The organism is Phenylobacterium soli, from assembly GCF_003254475.1.
GTDB lineage: Bacteria > Pseudomonadota > Alphaproteobacteria > Caulobacterales > Caulobacteraceae > Phenylobacterium > Phenylobacterium soli.
This window is the reverse complement of the sequence record NZ_QFYQ01000001.1, coordinates 3,190,001-3,209,407: the sequence shown is the minus strand read 5'-3', so window position 1 is coordinate 3,209,407 and position 19,407 is coordinate 3,190,001. Positions and strand designations below refer to the sequence as shown.

General features: G+C 69.0%; 17 protein-coding genes (1 of these 17 running past the window's edge). 12 read left to right on the top strand and 5 right to left on the bottom strand.

Translation table 11 applies throughout. The annotated features are described in order from the left end of the window. Positions 1–34 precede the first annotated feature (34 nt). Positions 35–301, top strand: coding sequence for a hypothetical protein (locus DJ017_RS15910; protein ID WP_133255470.1), 267 nt, complete (start codon positions 35–37; stop codon positions 299–301). On the opposite strand, the gene DJ017_RS15905 is transcribed toward DJ017_RS15910, so the two are convergent. Continuing rightward, positions 298–531, bottom strand: coding sequence for a hypothetical protein (locus DJ017_RS15905; protein ID WP_111529631.1), 234 nt, complete (start codon positions 529–531; stop codon positions 298–300). The two genes, DJ017_RS15910 and DJ017_RS15905, sit on opposite strands and share 4 nt — an antisense overlap. A gap of 320 nt (positions 532–851) precedes the next feature. Here DJ017_RS15905 and DJ017_RS15900 point away from each other — a divergent pair, with 320 nt between their 5' ends. Then, positions 852–1,088: a DUF5961 family protein gene (locus DJ017_RS15900; protein ID WP_227000166.1), complete on the top strand. Its 237-nt coding sequence runs from the start codon at positions 852–854 to the stop codon at positions 1,086–1,088. Positions 1,089–1,122: 34 nt separating this feature from the next. Here DJ017_RS15900 and DJ017_RS15895 read toward each other — a convergent pair whose 3' ends face one another. From DJ017_RS15895 to DJ017_RS15885, 3 genes are all read right to left on the bottom strand, one after another. Further along, positions 1,123–2,595, bottom strand: a complete 1,473-nt coding sequence (locus tag DJ017_RS15895; RefSeq protein WP_111529630.1) for an MFS transporter — start codon at positions 2,593–2,595, stop codon at positions 1,123–1,125. Beyond that, on the bottom strand, positions 2,592–3,032 hold the full coding sequence (locus DJ017_RS15890; protein ID WP_111529629.1) for a MarR family winged helix-turn-helix transcriptional regulator: 441 nt from the start codon (positions 3,030–3,032) through the stop codon (positions 2,592–2,594). The genes DJ017_RS15895 and DJ017_RS15890 overlap by 4 nt, the downstream gene beginning before the upstream one ends. Before the next feature lie 108 nt (positions 3,033–3,140). Further along, a complete protein-coding gene (locus DJ017_RS15885; RefSeq protein WP_111529628.1) occupies positions 3,141–3,908 on the bottom strand; it encodes a PhoH family protein in 768 nt (255 codons plus the stop codon). Positions 3,909–4,222: 314 nt separating this feature from the next. Between DJ017_RS15885 and DJ017_RS15880 the strand changes: the two genes are divergently transcribed. The 8 genes from DJ017_RS15880 to DJ017_RS15845 all read left to right on the top strand — a co-directional run bounded on the left by DJ017_RS15880 (position 4,223) and on the right by DJ017_RS15845 (position 15,205). After that, positions 4,223–4,750: a gamma carbonic anhydrase family protein gene (locus DJ017_RS15880; protein ID WP_111529627.1), complete on the top strand. Its 528-nt coding sequence runs from the start codon at positions 4,223–4,225 to the stop codon at positions 4,748–4,750. Positions 4,751–4,814: 64 nt separating this feature from the next. After that, entirely contained in the window at positions 4,815–5,597 is a 783-nt protein-coding gene (locus DJ017_RS15875) for an enoyl-CoA hydratase-related protein (RefSeq protein WP_111529626.1), read from the top strand. Between the two features lie 93 nt (positions 5,598–5,690). Continuing rightward, positions 5,691–7,349, top strand: a complete 1,659-nt coding sequence (locus DJ017_RS15870) for a choline dehydrogenase (protein WP_111529625.1) — start codon at positions 5,691–5,693, stop codon at positions 7,347–7,349. 197 nt (positions 7,350–7,546) lie between these two features. Then, positions 7,547–9,718: a TonB-dependent receptor gene (locus DJ017_RS15865; protein WP_133255469.1), complete on the top strand. Its 2,172-nt coding sequence runs from the start codon at positions 7,547–7,549 to the stop codon at positions 9,716–9,718. Between the two features lie 72 nt (positions 9,719–9,790). Then, the gene (locus DJ017_RS15860; RefSeq protein WP_111529623.1) at positions 9,791–11,398 is read left to right on the top strand and encodes an AMP-binding protein; all 1,608 of its coding nucleotides are present in this window, start codon (positions 9,791–9,793) and stop codon (positions 11,396–11,398) included. 47 nt (positions 11,399–11,445) lie between these two features. Continuing rightward, positions 11,446–12,120 (top strand): TetR/AcrR family transcriptional regulator, encoded by a 675-nt coding sequence (locus DJ017_RS15855; RefSeq protein ID WP_111529622.1) that lies wholly within the window; start codon positions 11,446–11,448, stop codon positions 12,118–12,120. Between the two features lie 173 nt (positions 12,121–12,293). Beyond that, positions 12,294–13,583: a spinster family MFS transporter gene (locus DJ017_RS15850; RefSeq protein WP_111529621.1), complete on the top strand. Its 1,290-nt coding sequence runs from the start codon at positions 12,294–12,296 to the stop codon at positions 13,581–13,583. Then, positions 13,580–15,205 (top strand): carboxylesterase/lipase family protein, encoded by a 1,626-nt coding sequence (locus tag DJ017_RS15845; RefSeq protein ID WP_111529620.1) that lies wholly within the window; start codon positions 13,580–13,582, stop codon positions 15,203–15,205. The genes DJ017_RS15850 and DJ017_RS15845 overlap by 4 nt, the downstream gene beginning before the upstream one ends. A gap of 23 nt (positions 15,206–15,228) precedes the next feature. On the opposite strand, the gene DJ017_RS15840 is transcribed toward DJ017_RS15845, so the two are convergent. After that, complete coding sequence (locus tag DJ017_RS15840) at positions 15,229–18,135, bottom strand: M16 family metallopeptidase (RefSeq protein WP_111529619.1); 2,907 nt, start codon at positions 18,133–18,135, stop codon at positions 15,229–15,231. A gap of 166 nt (positions 18,136–18,301) precedes the next feature. Here DJ017_RS15840 and DJ017_RS15835 point away from each other — a divergent pair, with 166 nt between their 5' ends. Together DJ017_RS15835 and DJ017_RS15830 are read left to right on the top strand one after the other, a co-directional pair. Further along, positions 18,302–19,024, top strand: coding sequence for a rhomboid family intramembrane serine protease (locus DJ017_RS15835; RefSeq protein ID WP_165830652.1), 723 nt, complete (start codon positions 18,302–18,304; stop codon positions 19,022–19,024). 136 nt (positions 19,025–19,160) lie between these two features. Continuing rightward, positions 19,161–19,407, top strand: the 5' portion of a protein-coding gene (locus tag DJ017_RS15830) for a CBS domain-containing protein (RefSeq protein ID WP_111529618.1). The gene runs 182 nt beyond the window's last position; 247 of the gene's 429 nt are visible here — the first part of the coding sequence; the start codon lies at positions 19,161–19,163; its stop codon lies off the right edge, out of view.

Genomic DNA, 19,407 nt, shown 5'->3' with positions numbered 1-19,407 from the left:
GCAACCCGATGCCGCGGACGGCGTTTGTGCCCCTATGTCGGAAACCCAACATTCGAAGGGTGGGGATCTGTCGGGGAGGACTCCTGCGGAGCGCGCCGATCGCTACCGCGAACTCGCCGACATGCACCTGCGTATGGCTCAGCGCGTATCTGCGCCCGAGGCGCGCGCCTCCCATCTCGAACTGGCCGCGCTCTGGACGCGGCTCGCCGCCCAGGCGGATCACCAGATCGATATCGGCCCCGAGTTTGCGGGCGAGGCGGACGAGCTTCCCGAAGCGGCGCTTCCGCGCCGGCAGGGTTAGCGCTTGGGGTTGCGGATCTCGCGCTTGCGCTGATGGTCCCGCAGCGTCTCCTGCGCATCGCGCACTTGCTGGCGCAGGGCGGCGATCTGTTCGCGCAGGCCCTCGGCGGCCCGGTCGGCCTCGGCCTGGTTCTCGACGTGGGACGAGTTCGCTGTCTCCTCGGCCCCGAGTTCACCCGTTTCGAAGCCCTCGGCCTCGCTCTGCGCTTCTGAATTCGTCTCGTCGTTCATCCAATTCACACCCGGGAAAACGGCCCCCGTAGTGGGCGTCGCCCCGATCGACCATGGTCGTTCGATCCCGAGACACCACACATGTCGCCGACCCGGAATCCAGATCAGCCGACGATCATTTCGCTACCGACGCATGAAAGATAAGACAACCCCTTTTGAAGCCACTTGACGTTGGGGGTCGCCCGACTTCCAACGAGGGGTTTCAAAGGTCCGGTTTGTAGTTCCATCGGCAAGCTCAACAGTAGAGAAGCCATGAGCGGCGCGAGCGTTCCTTTGAATCCATCGCTCGGGTGAGGCGTTGTCCCCAAAAGGAGGACTCCATGGCTCCAAACGCCACCCTGCGCCGCTTTTCCGTCCATGGCGTCGAGGATGCGCCCTCGAGGGGACGCCAGCTTCAGGCGGCGAGTTTCGAGGCCGCCGCGCTCGAGTTCGTGGACGCCCACCCGGTCGCCGATGAGGACGGCGAGGTCGCCCTGATGGTCGAGGACTGCGAAACGGGCGAGCGCCAGTGTTTTCGCGTCGACGTGGCGAGTGGCGAGACCGAGCCCTGCGACTGATCCGACCAGACTTCGCCTGACCCGACCCGACCGATCAAACCCGCCGGCGCGGACGGCCGTGCAGCTCGGCGCCGGCGTCGGCCGGCAGGCGGGCGTACCAGAGGATCGAGACGAAGGTGATGGCGCCGATCGCCGCGAAGGCCGGCGCCACGGCATGCCAGGTCAGGGTGCGCGCGCCCTGCCATTGGCCGATGAAGTGGATCAGCATGGCCGCCAGGCCGATGCCCACCGACTGCACGAGCTGTTGGGCCATGGACGAGGTCGTCGAGGCGCGGCTCATCCGGTCCTGGTCGATCTCGGCATAGGCCAGGCCGTTCAGGCTGGTGAACTGCAGGGAGCGGAAGAAGCCGCCCCCGGCCAGCACCGCCATGATCAGCCAGTGCGGCGTCGTCGGCCGGAAGAAGGCGTAGGCGATGAAGGTCGCCCCGCAGATGACGGCGTTGGCGATCAGCACCCGCTTGAAGCCGAAGCGGCGCAGGATCGGCGGGGCGGTGGTCTTCATGACGAGGGCGCCCGCCGCCGAGATGAAGGTCATCAGGCCGGCCCGGAAGGCCGACATGCCGAAGCCGATCTGCAGCAGCATGGCCAGCAGGAAGGGCGTCGCGCCCATGGCGATGCGGAAGAAGCCGCCGCCGACCACGCCGGCCTGGAAGGTCTGCACCCGGAAGATCGAGAGGTCGATGATCGCGTGCGGATTGCCGCGCGCGTGTCGCCAGTAGAGGCCGAAGCAGACGGCGGCGAGGGCGAAGAGGCCGGCCACCTCGCCGGGCGGCAGGAAGTCCCGCCCGAGGTTCTCGAAGCCGAAGATCAGACTGGCGAGGCCGACGCCGGTGAGCGCGATGCCCGCCCAGTCGAGGGGCGAGACCTCCTGCTCCTTCACGTTCGGCACGAAGGCGCGCACCAGCGCCACGCCGACGAGGGCGACCGGCAGGTTGATGTAGAAGATCCAGCGCCAGTTGAAGAAGGTGACGATGGTGCCGCCGAGGATGGGTCCGATCACCGGGCCGACCAACGCCGGCATGGTCAGCACCGACATGGCCCCGACGAGCTCGCTCTTGGGCGTGGTGCGCAGCAGCACCAGGCGCCCGACCGGCGCCATCATCGAGGCTGCGACGCCCTGGAACATCCGTCCGACGATCAGCTCGGGCAGGTTCTGGGCGAAGCCGCAGCCGGCCGAGGAGACGGCGAACAGCACCATCGAGGTCATGAAGACGCGCTTGGCGCCCAGCTTGTCGGCCATCCAGCCGCTGACCGGCAGGCAGACCGCCGAGGCCAGCAGGAACATGGTCATGGTCATGTTCAGCCGCAGCGGGTCCTCGTGCAGCGCCCGGGCGATGGTCGGCAGGGCGTTGGACATCACCGTCGCTTCCAGCGTCTGCATCAGCAGGGCCGAGCCGATGATCGCCGGGATCAGCCAGCCGCGCGCGAGCGCGTCGGCCTCGCCGGCTCGTTCGAGAGCGTCGGAGGTGATCTCGGGGGCTTCCAGGACGCGGTCGGCAGGGCTCATGGCTCGAGGCTCACGAGCTGGAGGAGGGGTTCGGCGGCGGCCGCGAGGCGCTCGCGCTCGGCGGGGCCGAGCCGGGTAAGGCGCGCGGCCAGCCAATCGTTCCGCAGGCGCCGGATGGCTTCGATCTGCTTGGCGCCGGCGGGGGTGACGACCAGCCCCGCGCGCCGGGCGTCCTGGGCGTCGCCGCGACGCTCGACCCAGCCGGCGGCCTCCAGCCGCTTCACGTGCGCCGACATGGTGGGCTTGGAGGTCTGTTCCAGGTCCGCGAGCTCGCTGACCCCGATGCCCGGGCGCTTCAGGATCGCGCCCAGCAGCAGGGCGTCCTGGGCCGAGAGGCCGACGCGGTTGGCTTCCTGCCTGAGGCGCCGGGAGACGCGCAGCAGCGCCGGCCGAAGGGCGTCGGCCAGGCGGGTGATGTCGGGATCGCTGTCGGGCATGTGGGTAGTTAGGTAGGCTAACTACCTTTTCGGCGCAAGCGCCATTCGGCCAAAAGAAAAGCGGGGTCCGCGAGGACCCCGCTCGCAGGTCTGGTCCAGGATGCCTGCCTAGAGGACGCCGAGCATGTCGGCGACCAGCGGGTGGCGCACGATGTCGCGCTCTTCCAGCCTGACGACCGAGATGTTGGAGAGCTGCTCCAGCCGCTCCGACACGGGCGCGAGGCCCGACAGCTCGGGCAGCAGGTCCGACTGGTTGGGGTCGCCGGTCACCACCATGGTCGAGTGCCATCCCAGCCGCGTCAGCAGCATCTTCAGCTGGACGTAGGTACAGTTCTGGGCCTCGTCGATGACGACGAAGGCGTTGTTGAGCGTCCGGCCGCGCATGAATCCGACCGGCGCGATCTCGATGGCGCCTTCGGCCATCAGCGCCCGCACCCGCTTCATTGACAGCCTGTCCGAGAGGGCGTCGTAGAGCGGCCGCAGGTAGGGCGCGAGCTTGTCCTCCGCATCGCCGGGCAGGAAGCCGATCGACTCGCCGGCCTCGACGGCCGGGCGCGACAGCACGATGCGCCCGACGCGCCCGCTCTCCAGCGCCTCCACCGCCTTGGCGATGGCCAGGTAGGTCTTGCCGGTGCCCGCAGGACCCAGCGCCAGCACCAGGTTCTTCTCGTCGATCGCCTTGATCAGCTCTTCCTGTCCGGGCGACTTCGCCTTGATCGTCTTGAGGTAGCCCTGCTCGCGCTCGTCGTTGTGATGTCCCAGAGGCGTCCAGCCGCCGCGATCGACCGGCAGCCGGCGGATCTTATCGTCCCCCTCGAACTGACCAGCGTCGAAGGCGCCTTCGCGCAGCTGTCGCTTCAAGGCTCGTTTGCTCATCAAGGCCTCCGTGGGGACAAGAAAAAAGGGCGTATCCGCAACGGATCGCCCTTGGGGGTGACTGGGAATGAAGGAGAGCGGCGGCGGCATGCCCGGCCCGGCGGCTCGGTAGGCTCTGGTCCGGGCGGTGAGGCCCCGAAGGACAACAGACGCGACGCCATCAAACTCCGTCCAGCGCGAGGCGTGGGACCGATGAAGGTTCCCGCGGCGAGCCGAGGCGGCTATCACCCCCTCGAATCGCCCGACTAGAATGATCCTATCGTCCTTTCGGAACGGTTAAACAGCGCTATTGTCGCAAGAAGAGGGGAGTTCGGATGGCTGTCTACAATTTAGGAAACGTGACACCTGAATTGCCGAATGATGACGAATACTGGATTGCGCCGAGCGCGGCCGTGATCGGCCGAGTCGTGCTCAAGAAAAACGCCTCGATCTGGTGGGGTGCGACACTTCGGGGCGACAACGATCCCATCGTCATCGGCGAGGGTTCGAACGTCCAGGACGGAAGCGTGCTGCACACCGACACCGGCTCCCCCCTGACCATCGGCGCCAACGTCACCGTCGGCCACATGGTGATGCTTCACGGCTGCACGATCGGGGACAATTCCCTCGTCGGCATCGGCTCCATCGTCCTCAACGGCGCGAAGATCGGTAAGAACTGCCTGATCGGGGCCAACTGCCTGATCACCGAGGGCAAGGAGATCCCGGACAATTCGCTGGTCATGGGCGCCCCCGGCAAGGTCGTGCGCGAGATCACCCCGCAGCAGGCGGCGATGATCGTCGGCGGCTCGGCGCACTACGTGGAGAACTGGAAGCGCTACAAGCGCGAGATGGCCGGTGGCTGAGGCCGGTTGACGGACCTAGCGGCGCCTGACGAAGCGTCGCTGCCAAACCTGACGGAGGGCGCTCATGGCGTACGAATTCATCCGCGTGGAGCGGGACGGCCCGATCACCACCATCATCCTCAACCGGCCGGAGGTGATGAACGCGCTGCACTCGCCGGCGCACTTCGAGCTGGACGAGGCGTTCAACGCCTTCCGCGACGACCCGGAGCAGTGGGTGGCGATCGTCACCGGCGCCGGCGACCGGGCGTTCTCGGCCGGAAACGACCTCAAGCACCAGGCCGGCGGCGGCAAGATGGGCAGCCCGGCCTCGGGCTTCGCCGGCCTGACCTCGCGCTTCGACCTCAACAAGCCGCTGATCGCGGCGGTGAACGGCGTGGCCATGGGCGGCGGCTTCGAGATCGCGCTCGCCTGCGACATCATCGTCGCCTCGGAGGCGGCGACCTTCGCCCTTCCGGAGCCGCGGGTCGGCCTGGCGGCGCTCGCCGGCGGCCTGCACCGCCTGCCCCGCGAGATCGGCACGAAGCGCGCGATGGGGATGATCCTCACCGGCCGCCGTGTTTCGGCAGCCGAGGGCAAGGAGCTCGGGTTCGTCAACGAGGTGGTCCCCGCCGCCGACCTGATGGCCGCGGCCAAGCGCTGGGCGCAGCAGATCTGCGAGCTGTCGCCGATGTCGATCCGCGCGTCGAAGGAGGCGGTATACACGGGCCTCGCCGAGCCGAGCCTCCAGGCAGCGATCACCGCCCAGAACAAGTATCCGGCGATCCGCGCGCTCTTCACCTCGGAGGACTTCGTGGAGGGGCCGAAAGCCTTCGCGGAGAAGCGCGCCCCGCAATGGAAGGGCCGCTGAGGGAGGGCCGCAGACGGCGCCTCTTGCCAGAAAGTGACGCCTCCGTCACTTTCGCGCGCCAATAACCACAGGTCTCCGACATCGGGAAACGCCATGGATCGCTACGACTACATCATCATCGGCGCCGGCTCCGCCGGTTGCGTCCTGGCCGCCCGACTGTCGGAGGATCCGTCCGTCAAGGTCCTGCTGCTCGAGGCCGGCGGCAAGGACAATTCGCTGATGGTCAAGATGCCGGCGGGCGTCGGCGGCCTGATCGGCAAGCAGGGGCCATACAACTGGGGTTTCTGGACCGAGCCCGAGCCGAACCTCGACGGCCGGCGTCTGTGGTGGCCGCGCGGCAAGGGCTGGGGCGGCTCCTCGTCGATCAACGGCATGATCTATATCCGCGGCCACGCGCGCGACTATGACCAGTGGCGGCAGATGGGCCTGGCCGGCTGGTCCTATGCGGACGTGCTTCCCTACTTCAAGCGGGCCGAGAGTTTCGAAGGCGGCGCCGACGCCTGGCACGGCGGGGAGGGGCCGCTCCACGTCTCCAAGGCGGCTTCGCCGAACCCGATCTACAAGGCCGCAATCGAGGCCGGCCGTCAGGCGGGCTATCCCGTCACGGGCGACTTCAATGGCTTCCAGCAGGAGGGCTTCGGGCCCTACCAGATGACCATCAAGGACGGTCAGCGTTGGAGCGCCGCGCGGGCCTACCTGCATCCGGCGCTGAGCCGGCCGAACCTCACCTGCCTGACCGGCGCGCGGACGACCCGCATCCTGGTCGAGAACGGCCGCGCCGTCGGCGTCGAGGTCGTCGAGGGCAAGTCGCAGCAGCCGCGCGCCGTCTATGCCGACGCCGAGGTCCTGCTCTCCGCCGGTGCGGTGCAGTCGCCGCACATCCTGCAGCTTTCCGGGATCGGCGATCCGGACGAGCTCGGCAAGCTCGGGATGAAGACCGTGCACGCCCTGCGCGGCGTGGGCGCCAATCTCCAGGACCACCTGGACGTGACGATCAGCTGGGAGTGCCCCAAGCCGATCACCATCTATTCGATGCGCAAGGGGATCATCAAAACCCTCGGCGTCGGCCTGAACTACGCCCTGTTCAACAAGGGCATCGGCCGCGAGAACTTCCTGGAAAGCGGCGCCTTCCTGCGCTCACGTCCCGATCTCGATCGCCCCGACCTGCAGATCCACACCGTCCTGGCGATCATGCAGGACCACGGCAAGGTGCAGGTGAACAAGGACGGCTACACCTTCCACGTCTGCCAGCTGCGTCCGGAGAGCCGCGGCCGCGTAGGCCTGAAGAGCGCCGATGCGCTCGCCGATCCGGCGATCTTCGCCAACTACCTCGCCACGGAGGAGGATCGCCGGGCCATCCGCGAGGGCGTGAAGATGATGCGCGAGGTGGGGGCCCAGGCCGCCTTCGATCCCTATCGCGGGCCGGAGTTCTCGCCGGGCAAGGACGTCCGCACCGACGCCGAGATCGACGCCTGGGTGCGCCGCTCCGCGGAGACGATCTATCACCCGGTGGGCACCTGCAAGATGGGCGCGGCGGGCGACGCCATGGCCGTGGTGGACGGCGAGCTGAGGGTGCAGGGCATCGCCGGCCTGCGCGTCGTCGACGCCTCGGTCATGCCGACCCTGGTCGGCGGCAACACCAACGCGCCGACCATCATGATCGCGGAGAAGGCGGCCGACATGATCCGCGGCCGCGCCGCGCTGGCGCCCGACGACGCGCCGGTCTTCGGAGACGGTCAGAAGGCCGCCTGAGGCCGGCTCAGCCCTTCCAGCACGGAACTCCAGAGCACGCGGGCCGGTCTCCGGCCCGCGTGTTTTCGTATGCGCGATCGTCCACTGCCCGCATGATATTCGTTCACGCGTGAATTAGTATTGACGTTCTCGCGAACTCAACTAGCGTCACTGCGCGCGCCGAAGAGCGCTGGCGAATTTGGGTTGGGGAGGGAATCGTGAGGATCCACGCAATGTGGTTGAGCGCCTCTGTGCTGGCGCTCGGATGGGGCGGGCTGGCTCAGGCTCAGACCGCGCAATCGACCAAGGCGGTCGACGCCAACACCCTTCAGGAGCTCGTGGTGACCGCCGAGCGGCGGACCGAGAACCTGCAGTCGACGGCCATCGCGGCCACCGTTCTGACCGGCGACGACCTGGCCAAGAAGGGCGTCGTCACCGTCGATCAGCTGCAGTTCGTCAGCCCCTCGATCACGGTGAACAACTTCGGTCAGGGCAACAACATCAACATCCGAGGCATCGGCAAGGGCGAGCACAACACCCAGACCTCGACCGGCGTCGTCACCTATCGCGACGGCGCGACGACCTTCCCGGGCTACATCCAGGAGGAGCCGTACTTCGACATCTCAGGGGTGGAGGTGCTGCGCGGCCCGCAGGGCACCTTCAGCGGCCAGAACGCCACCGGCGGGGCGGTCATCGTCAACACCAACGACCCGAAGATCGGCGGCGGCCATTCGGGATACCTGCTCGGCCACTACGGCAACTATGACGATGTCGGGCTGCAGGGGGCGGTGAACCTTCCCATCAACGACACCACGGCGGCGCGGGTCGCCTTCTTCACCAACTACCGCGACAGCTTCTACCACATCTCCGGACCCTGGACGGGCGATCCGACCCTGAAGTGGGGCGCGGTCCGCCTGTCGCTGCTGTGGACGCCCAGCGACAAGCTCAAGGTGCTGTGGAAGACCGACTACGATTACCTGCAGAATGGCGGCTACTTCGGCGACGCCATGACCAAGCCGACGACGGACAGCCTGTTCCGGTTCGCGAACAACACCCACACCTTCGCCACCGATCAGTTCATCCGCTCGACGGCCAAGGTCGACTACGTGGCCGACAACGGGATCACCTTCCGCTCGATCTCCAGCTACGCCAAGGGCCGCACCGCCTGGAAGGGCGACATCGACGGCACGGCCGCGGCGGCTCCCAACTACTGGATCGCCGAGGCGGTGAACGAGCGGCTCTGGAGTCAGGAGTTCAACCTCATCTCGCCCGACACCGGGCCGATGAAGTGGGTGCTGGGCGCCTACTATCAGAGCAACGACTACACCTTCCCAAAGAACCGCTTCCTGATCGGCGTGCCCCCGGGCGTCGTCGACGAGCGGCTCGACGGCGTCAACAAGACCTACACCGCCGCGGCCTTCGGCCAGGTGAGCTTCGAGCTGCCGCGCGGCTTCGAACTGCAGGTGGGCGCCCGGTATTCGAAGTGGAGCACGGTCAACCACGTGCGCTGGTACGTGCCGCAGTTCCCGACCATCGACTATCCCGACAACGAGACCGAGGTCGGCTACAACCTGACCGGCAAGGTCACGCTGAACTGGCAGCTCGACCCGAACAACTTCCTCTACGCCTTCGTGGCCTCAGGGGCGAAGCCGGGCGGCCTCAACGGTCCGCTCTACTTCGGCGGCGGCGTGCTGCCCCCGCCGTTCCGCCAGGAGCTGGTCTATGACTACGAGGCCGGCTGGAAATCGAACCTGCTCGACAACCACCTGCGCACCCAGATCGGCGTCTATTACAACACCTTCAAGCACTTCCAGGTGATCCTGCCGATCCCCAACAATCCGCTGCAGACGACCGAGCAGAATAACCCCAATCCCAGCAAGCTCTACGGGATCGAGGCCTCGGCCCAGGCCGTGTTCGGCGACCTCTCCTTCGATCTCGGGGCGGGCTGGACGAAGAGCGAGATCGGGACCTTCTGGACCCAGGATCCGCGGCTGCCACGCTCCGGGCCCTGCGATCCCCGGACGGGTCCGGCCAGCGCCAGCTGCATCAATCTCGGCGGCAATCCCCAGACCTACGCGCCGGAGTTCACCTTCAACGCCAGCGCCCGCTACAACTACCACCTGGCCAATGGCGACACCCTGACGCCTCAGGTCACCTACAGCCACATCTCGGAGCAGTGGGGCACCCTGTTCGACAATCGCGCGGCCGGGGACCATCTCGACCCGCGCGACATCGTCGGCGCCTCGCTCGCCTGGACGCATGGCGATCTCGTCACGACCCTCTACGGCTACAACCTGACGGACGATCACTACGTCGCCGCTCTCCTGTCGCCGATCCGCATCGCCGGCGCGCCGCGGCAGTTCGGCATCAGCATCATGAAGCCGTTCTGACGACGCTCCCCACGGCCGCCGCGCTGGTCCCAGCCGGCGGCCGTCTTCTTCTCCGGTTCGTAGCCAAGGTTCATGCAGTCCTACTCCCTTACCGTCGACAAGTTCCTGGACCACGCCGCCAAGTGGACTGGGGATCGAGAGATCGTCGCGGCGCATGGTGGAAGGGGGCCAAGCCGAACCAGCTACGAAGACCTGCGCGCCCGCAGCAATCGCCTGTCCGGCGCCCTTCTGGCGCTCGGGCTGAGGTTCGGCGATCGGATCGCGACGCTCGCCTGGAACACCCAGCATCACCTCGAGACCTACTACGCCGCCATGGGGGCGGGGATGGTCTGCCACACCCTGAATCCGCGCCTGACGGCGGCTCACCTCGCCGCCATGGTCAACGAGGCCGAGGACCGGGTGCTGGCGGCCGCCGGCAATCTTCAGCCGCTGGCGGCGGAGCTCGCCGCCCTCTGTCCTCGTCTCGAGCACATCATCCTGCTCGATGATCCGGTTCCGCCTTCCCTTGATCTGGCCGGCCACGCGGCGCGGGTCTGGGGTTACGAGGCGTTGCTCTCCACCCTGGGCGCCGAAGCCGCGTGGGGCGGCTTCGACGAGGAGACGCCGGCCGGGCTCTGCTACACGTCGGGAACGACGGGGCAGCCGAAGGGCGTGCTCTACACCCACCGGTCCAACTACCTGCACACCCTCCGGTCCCTGCAGGCCGACGCCATCGCCCTGACCGGAAGCGACAGCCTGCTCGTGGCGGTGCCGATGTTCCACGCCAACGGCTGGGGCCTGCCGTTCGCCGCGCCGGCGGTGGGGGCCAAGCTGGTCCTGCCCGGACGCCAGGCGGACGGAGCGAGCCTGGCGAGACTGATGCGCGACGAGGGCGTCACGATCGCCGCGGGCGTCCAGACCGTGTGGCTGGGCGTCGTCGACCATCTGGACGCCACGGGCGGCGAACTGCCCGACCTCAAGCGGGTGCTGATCGGCGGCTCCAGCTGTCCGGAGGCGCTCATCCGGCGCCTGGAGGATCGGCTCGGGGCGCAGGTTCAGACCAGCTGGGGCATGACCGAGCTCTCGCCGGTGGGCACGATCGCGCCGCCCGATGCGCCGGCGAGCGCTGTCCGCGCCTCGGGGCGGCCGCCGATGGGGCTCGACCTCAAGCTCACCGATGCCGACGGCGTGACCTTGCCGCGCCAGCGTGGGGTGGTGGGCCATCTGAAGGTCAAGGGGGCGAGCGTCGTCGACCGCTATTTCAAGGCGCAGAGCGATGCGCTCGACGACGAGGGCTATTTCGACACCGGCGACCTCGCGAGCATCGACGAGTCCGGCGCCCTGACGATCTGCGGCCGCTCGAAGGACCTCATCAAGTCGGGCGGCGAGTGGATCAATCCGGCGGAGATCGAGGACATCGTCGGCCGGGATCCCGCCGTCGGACAGGTGGCGGTGATCGGCCGTAGCGACCCCAAATGGGGCGAGCGCCCGGTCCTGATCGTCGAGCCGCGGCAGGGGCAATCGATCGATCCTCGCGGCTTGGTGGAGGGGCTGCGCGGCAAGGTCGCCGACTGGTGGCTGCCGGACGAGGTGGTGCAGATCGGCGCCATGCCGCTGGCGGCGACGGGAAAGATTGACAAGAACAGGCTGCGTGCCGACTACGCAGAGGGGAACTTGGCGCAGCACGGCTCCGGATCTTGAGGGGCGGCGCGAGCCTGGATCCCGCGTGAAGTGAAGGGGTTGGCGGGATGGCCGAGGGTCCTACGGCGAAGCGCGTTCGCCGCACCAAGGCGGAGCAGCGGGCGGAGACGCTCGAACAGATCCTCGATGCGGCCGAGTACCTCTTCTCGCAGCATGGGCTGCACGGCGTGACGCTGCGCGACGTCGCCGAGCGCGTCGGGGTGCACACGACGCTGCTGCACTACTACTTCGATGACAAGCCGAGCCTGTTCGAGGCGGTCTTCGCGCGGCGCGCGAGCACGACGAGCGGCCGTCGGATGGCGGCGCTGGAGGCCTACGAGGCGGAGGCCGGCGACAAGCCGACCGTGGAGGGGGCGCTGCACGCCTTCCTCGACACCGACCTCGACCTCTACGTCGAGGGCGGCGAGCCGTGGATGAACTACGCGGCCTTCTGCGCGCGGGTCAGCAACACCCCGGAGGGCGCGGCGCTGATGGACGTCCACTTCGATCCGGTGGTCCTGAAGCTGGTGTCGATCCTCAAGCGGGCGCTGCCCGACACCCCGGAGGAGGACATCTTCTGGGGATACCACTTCGTCACCGGGTCCCTGATGAACACCCTGGCGCGGACCGGACGGATCGACCGCTTGTCGGGGGGGCTGTGCCACTCGGACGACTTCAAGGCGGTCAAGCGGCGCATGGCCAAGTTCATGGCGGCGGGGTTCCTGGCGCTGCAGGAGACCTGACCCTTCTCAGCGTTGGATGGGCAGTCCGAAATACATTCATCCTCGCGTGAGTGAGTATTGACGCCGCGCGCCGAGGGGCGGCATGCTCCACCAGAGCGTCGGCGGACAGATCGATGCGGCAACCAATGGGGGAGGGCGCCGGGTTGACGAGCCAGGTATCCGAAGGCGTGCCGATGGCCGCTGCCGAGCAGCGGACCGGTGCCAGGGCGTGGGTGGTTCTGGGCATCCTGGCCTTCGTCTATGTGCTCAACTTCCTGGACCGGCAGCTCCTGTCGATCCTGGCCAAGCCGATCCAGGACAGCCTGCACCTCAGCGACAGCCAACTCGGCAAGATCGGCGGCCTCTACTTCGCGCTGTTCTATTGCCTGATCGCCATCCCGGTGGGCTGGCTCGCCGACCGCACCAACCGCGTGCGCCTGCTGGCGGTCGCCTGCGGCCTGTGGAGCGCGGCGACCATGGCCTGCGGCCTGTCGGCGAGCTATCCGCAGCTCGTCGCCTCGCGCATGGCGGTGGGGGTCGGCGAGGCCGGCGGCGTGCCGCCCTCCTACGCCATCATCTCAGACTACTTCCCGCCGGGCCGCCGCGGCACGGCGCTGAGCATCTTCAACCTCGGTCCGCCGGTGGGGCAAGCCCTGGGCGTCGCCATCGGCGCCTCCATCGCCGCGGCCTACGGCTGGCGGCCGGCGTTCATCGTCCTCGGCGCCGCCGGGATTCTGGCGGCGCTCATCGTCGTGAGCGTGGTGCGCGAACCGAAGCGCGGCGGCCTCGACGCTCCGGCCAAGGCGGACGTCGGCGCGGCGAAGGCCGGATTCTGGCCGACCGTGAAGGCGTTCTTCTCCAACCCTGCCCTGGTGCTCGTCGCCCTGGGCGGCGGGGTCACCCAGATCATCACCTACGGCGCCGGCAATTTCTCCACGCTCTTCCTGATGCGCGAGAAGGGCATGACGCTGCAGGAGGTGGCGCTCTACTACGCGATCCTGGTGGCGATCTGCATGGGCGGCGGGATCTTCGTCTCGGGCCGGGTGCTCGACCGCTACGCCACCCGCTGGAAGCCGGCCTACGCCCTCATTCCGGCGGTCTCGCTGCTGGCCGCCGCACCCTTCTTCTTCGGCTTCATCTTCGCCCCGACCTGGCCCGTGGCCCTGGCCTTCCTGGCCGGACCGACGACGCTGAACTACTTCTATCTCTCCGCCTCGGTGACCCTGACCCAGGAGGAGGTCCGGCCCGACCGGCGCGTCCTCTCAGGCGCCCTGCTGCTGCTGATCATGAACCTGACCGGCATGGGCGTGGGACCGACCTTCGTGGGCGCCGTGAGCGACGCCTTGCGGCCGGAGCATCCGACCAACTCGCTGCAGCTCGCCTTCCTGAGCCTCACGCCCTTCTACGCCCTGGCGATTCTGATCTTCCTGGCCCTGACCTGGGTGCTGAAGCGCGAAGCCGACGCCCAGGCCGCCCGGCCATGAACCTGCGCGGCGCGCTCCTCGCGGCGGGCGCCGCGCTTCTCGCCCTCACCGGGCCCGCCCTCGCGGCCGCCGGCCCGGTGGCGCGGGCGCCGGTGGGCGCTGTCGAGGGCCGGCTGGACGGGACCGTGGAGGTCTTCAAGGGCATCCCCTACGCCCAGCCGCCGGTCGGCCAGGCGCGTTGGCGGCCGCCGACGGCGGCGCCCGACTGGCAAGGCGTGCGCAAGGCCACCGCGTTCGGCGCGGCCTGTGTCCAGCCGGTGGCGGCGCCCGGCGGCATCTACGAAGACCCGATCCCGCCGATGAGCGAGGACTGTCTGTCGCTGAACGTCTGGACGCCGAAGGGCGCGGCCAAGGCGCCGGTGCTGGTCTGGATCCACGGCGGGGCGCTGACCACTGGCGCGAGCGCCGAGGCGATGTACGACGGGAGGAAGCTGGCCGAGCGCGGCGTGGTGGTGGTCTCGATCAACTACCGGCTCGGCGTGCTGGGCTGGCTGGCCCACCCGGGGCTGAGCGCGGAGTCGGCCGGGGGCGTCTCGGGCAACTACGGCCTGCTGGACCAGATCGAGGCGCTGCGCTGGGTTCGCCGCAACATCGCAGCGTTCGGCGGCGATGCCGCCAATGTCACCATCGCCGGTGAATCTGCCGGCGGCCTGAGCGTCATGTACCTCATGGCCTCGCCGCCGGCCCGCGGCCTGTTCGCCAAGGCGATCGCCGAGAGCGCCTACATGATCTCCACGCCGGAGCTGAAGGCGCCGGCGCACGGCCACCCATCGGCGGAGCAGTCGGGCCTGGCGCTCGCGGACAAGCTCAAGTCGCCGGATATCGCAGCCCTGCGGGCGATGGACGCCCAGGCCCTGACCCGGGCGGCGGCTGCGGCCGGGTTCGCCCCCTTCGGCGCAGTGGACGGCAAGGTGCTGGCCGGCCAGCTCGTCGACGTCTTCGACCGCGGCCAGCAGGCGCCCGTGCCGATCTTGGCCGGGTTCAACGCCGGCGAGATCCGCTCCCTGCGGATGCTGGCGGCGCGGCCGCCGGCGAGCGCGGCGATCTACGAGGCGGCGATCCGCGAGCGCTACCGCGACCTGGCCGACGCCTACCTGCGCCTCTATCCGCCGACCAACCTCGAGGAGAGCATCTTGGCCGCGACGCGGGACGGGCTCTACGGCTGGACCGCCGAGCGGCTGGCGGCCAAGCAGACCGCGATCGGCCAGCCGGCCTATCTCTATCTGTTCGATCACGGCTATCCGGACGCGGACTTCGCCGGCCTGCACGCCTTCCACGCCAGCGAGCTTCCCTATGTGTTCGGGACGGCCGACCGCGTCGGGCCGCATTGGCCCAAGCCGCCCCGGGCGGACGCGGAGCAGCGGCTTTCGCAGGCGATGATCGGCTATTGGACCAGCTTCGCGAAGACCGGCGCGCCGACGGCCGAGGGGCAGCCGGCCTGGCCGGCCTACGACCGGTCCCGCGCCTACATGGCGTTCCGCGACGCGCCTCGCCCGGCCGACGGCCTGATGCCCGGCATGTACGACCTGCACGAGGAGGTGATCCGCCGCCGGCGCGCGGCCGGCGACCAACCCTGGAACTGGAACGTCGGCCTGTGGTCGCCGGTCCTGCCGGGTCGCTAGGACCCGGCTACTTCGCCGACTGGCTACTTCGCCGACTGGGCGCGGACCTCGAGCTTCCAGGCCTTCGCATCCTGCAGGAAGGTCGCCGCGGCGCGCTGGACGTCGACGGCGCTGACCCGCTCGGTGCCCGGCACGAGCTGGCGGATGAAGTCGAGGTGGCGCGGATCCTCCTGGGCGCCGGACAGCTCGCTCAGCCAGTACTGGTTGGTCACCTGGGATTTGCGGATGGCGTCGATGCGCGGTTTCTTGGCCCGCTCGAGCTCGTCGGCGGTCGGGCCCTTGGCGGCAAGGTCGGCGGCGATCTTGGCGACGTCGGCGAAGAAGCCGTCGAGCTTCTGCGGCGGCACCTCGACCGCGGCCGAGACATAGCCCCAGCCGGTCCAGACCAGGCTGTGCGAATAGCTGACCGACGGGGAATAGGTCGCTCCTTGGACCTGGCGGATCTGCTCGATCAGCCGCAGGCCCATGACCTCGCCCATCACCGCGTCCTCGCGGGCGCGCTGCGGATTGGACCAGAAGTCGGCGGTCGGCCAGGCCATGTAGGCGATCGCCTGATCGGCCCGGCCCTTGTGCGTCAGGACCAGGGGCTGAGCCGTCGGCGCAGGGAACGCGACCTTTTCCTGGGCGGGGTCGAGCGGCGGCAGCGGCTTGCGCGGCGGCAGGGCGCCGAAGGTGCGGGCCACGGCGTCCGTGGCGGCCTCGACGCTGACGTCGCCGACGACCACCAGCTCGATGGGGTCCTGGGCCAGGTGGCCGGCGACCTGGGCCTGCAGGTCGGCGAGGCTGGCGCTCGCCATCTCGGACCGGCTGGGGAAGGTGAAGCGGCGGTCGCCGCCATGCAGCAGGCCCGACAGGTCGCGGCCGAGGACGCCGGAATCGGTGGCCTCGTACTGGTCCTGCAGGGTCTTGGAGGCGGCCTTGATCCGCTCGAAGCCCTGCGGACGCCAGCCGGGCTCGGAGGCGTAGGCGGTCAGCACCTGGAGCTCGGTGTCGAGATCCTCGCGCCGGGTCGTGCCGGAAAGCACGAAGGCGTCCTCGCCGACGCCGAAGGTGGCGCCGAACACCTTCGAGGCGAGCACGCGCTCCATGTCCTCGTTGCTGATCTTCTTGAGGCCGCCCTCGATGACCGCCCCCGAGGCCCACTTCAGGCTCTGGCGGTCGCGGGGCAGGTCGAGCATGCCGCGGCCGATGTTGACCCGGACCAGCACCTCGTCGTCGCGGAACTTGGTCGGCTTCACCGTCAGGCGCACGCCGTTCTCGAAACGGACGAAGGTGGTCTCGAGGTCGGTGATGTCCTTGCTCTCGGCGACCTTGCCGGGCGGGCCGAAGCTCTCATAGGGCCAGGTCACCTGCGCCTGCGCGGCCGGGGCCGAGACCTCCGTCTTCTGGAAGGCCTTGAGAGCCGTCAGCAGGGCCTGGTCGCCGCCCTCCACGGGCTTGGGCGTGGAGACGAACAGCAGCGGGCCCGCGCCGTTGAACAGCGACTTCAGCGCCTCGGACACGTCCTTGGCTTTCAGGTCCTTCACGGCGGAGTCGAAGAAGGCGAGATCCTGCGCCGGATTGGTCACTACCTCCTGGTCGTCGAGCGATCCGACGATCTCGTCGGCCAGCTCGGCCTGGCGACGGGTGGCCGCGCCGGCGGCCGCGGCCTTCAGGCTGGCGCGCAGCTCGACGATCTCGCGGTCGAGCTCGTCCTGGCGCACCCCGTACAGGGCCGCGCGGCGGGTTTCCTGCTCCATGGCGTCGAGGGCCGGCTGCCAGCGGTCGGGCGCGGCGTTGGCGACCACCATGGTGACCTCGGCCGAATGCTCCTGGTCGGCCTTGAAGGCGCCGGCGGCGAGGAACGGCGGCTGCGGCGAGCGGGCGAGCGCCTGGAACCGGCGGTTCAGAACCTGGAACCCGAGCAGGCGGACGATCTCGCGCCGGCGCTTGGCGAGGGTGTCGGCGGACAGGTCCGGCGTCCGCACCCAGGTCATCTGCAGGCCGAGCGGCGCGCCCGGCTCGACGATGAGCCTGGCCTCGGTCTCGCGCGGCTTCACCTTGCCGAGGTCCGGATCGGTCCCGGCCGGGCCGACCGGCGTCCAGTCGCCGAAGCGGGCCTTGATCTTGGCTTCCATGGCGGCGGGGTCGAAGTCGCCCACCACGACCAGCACGGCGCGGTCGGGCCGGTAATAGCGGTGATAGAAATCGGCGATCTGGCTGACCGGAGCCGTCTTCAGCACATCCACCTGGCCGATGGGATAGCGGGTCGGCAGGCGCTGGCCCGGGAAGAGGAAGGAAAAGCGCGACTTCAGGATGCGGTAGCTGGGGGTGTCGCGGGTGCGCTCCTCGGAGAGGACGACGCCGCGCTCATGGTCCATCGCCTCCTGCGAGAGGGTCAGGTTGGAGGCGATCTCGCGCATCAGCATGAGCGAGGTGTCGACGGTCTCGTCGTCGGTGTGCGGCAGGTCGAGCTTGTAGATCGTCTGGCTGAAGCCGGTGGACGCGTTGGTGTCGGCCCCGAACGCCAGGCCATGGCGCTGCAGGATCTTGATCATGTCGTTCTCGGGCACCGCCTTGGAGCCCTTGAAGGCCATGTGCTCGAGGAAGTGGGCGAGGCCCTGCTGGGCGTCGGTCTCCTCCAGCGACCCGGCGTCGATGTAGAATCGGACGGCCGCCTGTCCGGCGGGAATGGACTGCTTGCGGATGGCGTAGCGCATGCCGTTGGGCAAGGCGCCGAAGCGGATGTCGGGGTCGACCTGGACGTCCGATCGGGCCTGAGGCCATTCGCCGGGCTTCAGCCTGGCGGCCCGCGGCGCGGTCTCGCTGGCGTGCGGCCCGACGCGCGGAATGTGCGGAAGGTGGGGAAGGGAGAGGGCGAAGGCGCCGCTGACGGCCAGAAGCGAGAGCGTGGCGGCGAGCGCGAGGCTCGCGCGCAGGGGACGGGTCATCGAGCGGTCCTGAAACTCTGAAATGTCTCGGAGGCCTGCAACAAAGCGGAGGCTCGTGGCGCCCGCAAGGCGAGAAGCGGGCGGGCGGCGACATTGAATGGCGAGTCCCCTGCGGCGAGCCCGTCACGCCTCGCGCGTTCGAGCATTAGCGCCTAAATGGGAGGGGATGCCGATCCACCCGCCACCGATCCATCTGTTCCAAGAGACGCCCGCGCGCGGGCCCTGGTCCAGGCCCGAGCCGACGCCGGAAGAGCGCGAACCGGTTCGGGAGCCGATCTTCAATGCGCCGTGGCCGGCGCTCCTGCTCGTGGCGATCATCCTCGGCGGCTATGCGCTGCAATCGCGCTTCTCGCTGGATCTGGTGGCGGCCAGCTTCGCCTTTTCGCCGGCGGGGTTGGACGAGGGGCGCTGGTGGACCCTGCTCACCGCCCTGTTCCTGCATGGCAACTGGGGCCATGCCCTGATGAACGCCGCCTTCGGCCTGGCCTTCGCGACGCCGGTGGCGCGATTCTTCGGGACGGGCGCCAAGGGTGCGCTCGCCTTCTTCAGCTTCTATCTGGTCTGCGGGGTGCTCTCGTCCCTTGGATATGCCGGCCTGCACCTCGGCAGCCCCATGCCCCTGGTCGGGGCCTCGGGGGCGATCTCGGGCCTGATGGGGGCGGCGTCGCGGCTGATGGCCGGCGGCGGGCGGGTCGGGAAGATCATCTCGTCGCCCGTGCTCGGCATGGGCGGGGCCTGGCTGGCCGTGAACGTCCTTGTGGGGGTGATCGGCTCCGGCTTCGTGCCCGGCGCGGCCGGCGCGGGGATCGCCTGGGAGGCCCACGTGGCCGGCTTCGTGGCCGGCGTGCTGCTGTTCGGACTGTTCGCGCGGCTCTTCCGTCGCGGCTGAACGCCGGGTCTTCCCCCCGATATTCCAAGGGAATTCCAGATAACGAGCGGGACCAGATCACGAGCCCGTGCTTTGCCCGTCCCCGGCGATTGCGTGACAGTGTTCTTCCAACGGACGGAAGAGCGAGGGAGACAGGATGCTTGTCTCGCAGATCCTCAAGACCAAGGGCGACCTGGTCTTCACCGTGGCCCCCACAGAAGCGGTGAGCGCTGTCGCCGGCCTGCTGCACGCCCGGCGTGTCGGTGCGCTGGTGGTGCTGGAAGCCGAACAGGTGGTGGGCATCGTCTCCGAGCGGGACCTGGTGCGGGCGCTGGCCGAAGACGGCCCGGGCGCGCTTGGCGTGCCGGTGGCGCGCTACATGACCAGGGACGTGCTGTTCGCCG

What these genes read in the sequence shown, in the direction of transcription:
- DJ017_RS15855 (WP_111529622.1), top strand. Translation starts at nt 11,446, where the DNA reads ATGGCCGAGGGTCCTACGGCGAAGCGCGTTCGCCGCACCAAGGCGGAG.
- DJ017_RS15910 (WP_133255470.1), top strand. Translation starts at nt 35, where the DNA reads ATGTCGGAAACCCAACATTCGAAGGGTGGGGATCTGTCGGGGAGGACT.
- DJ017_RS15850 (WP_111529621.1), top strand. Translation starts at nt 12,294, where the DNA reads ATGGCCGCTGCCGAGCAGCGGACCGGTGCCAGGGCGTGGGTGGTTCTG.
- DJ017_RS15875 (WP_111529626.1), top strand. Translation starts at nt 4,815, where the DNA reads ATGGCGTACGAATTCATCCGCGTGGAGCGGGACGGCCCGATCACCACC.
- DJ017_RS15890 (WP_111529629.1), bottom strand. Translation starts at nt 3,032, where the DNA reads ATGCCCGACAGCGATCCCGACATCACCCGCCTGGCCGACGCCCTTCGG.
- DJ017_RS15870 (WP_111529625.1), top strand. Translation starts at nt 5,691, where the DNA reads ATGGATCGCTACGACTACATCATCATCGGCGCCGGCTCCGCCGGTTGC.
- DJ017_RS15905 (WP_111529631.1), bottom strand. Translation starts at nt 531, where the DNA reads ATGAACGACGAGACGAATTCAGAAGCGCAGAGCGAGGCCGAGGGCTTC.
- DJ017_RS15885 (WP_111529628.1), bottom strand. Translation starts at nt 3,908, where the DNA reads ATGAGCAAACGAGCCTTGAAGCGACAGCTGCGCGAAGGCGCCTTCGAC.
- DJ017_RS15895 (WP_111529630.1), bottom strand. Translation starts at nt 2,595, where the DNA reads ATGAGCCCTGCCGACCGCGTCCTGGAAGCCCCCGAGATCACCTCCGAC.
- DJ017_RS15860 (WP_111529623.1), top strand. Translation starts at nt 9,791, where the DNA reads ATGCAGTCCTACTCCCTTACCGTCGACAAGTTCCTGGACCACGCCGCC.
- DJ017_RS15840 (WP_111529619.1), bottom strand. Translation starts at nt 18,135, where the DNA reads ATGACCCGTCCCCTGCGCGCGAGCCTCGCGCTCGCCGCCACGCTCTCG.
- DJ017_RS15845 (WP_111529620.1), top strand. Translation starts at nt 13,580, where the DNA reads ATGAACCTGCGCGGCGCGCTCCTCGCGGCGGGCGCCGCGCTTCTCGCC.
- DJ017_RS15900 (WP_227000166.1), top strand. Translation starts at nt 852, where the DNA reads ATGGCTCCAAACGCCACCCTGCGCCGCTTTTCCGTCCATGGCGTCGAG.
- DJ017_RS15880 (WP_111529627.1), top strand. Translation starts at nt 4,223, where the DNA reads ATGGCTGTCTACAATTTAGGAAACGTGACACCTGAATTGCCGAATGAT.
- DJ017_RS15835 (WP_165830652.1), top strand. Translation starts at nt 18,302, where the DNA reads ATGCCGATCCACCCGCCACCGATCCATCTGTTCCAAGAGACGCCCGCG.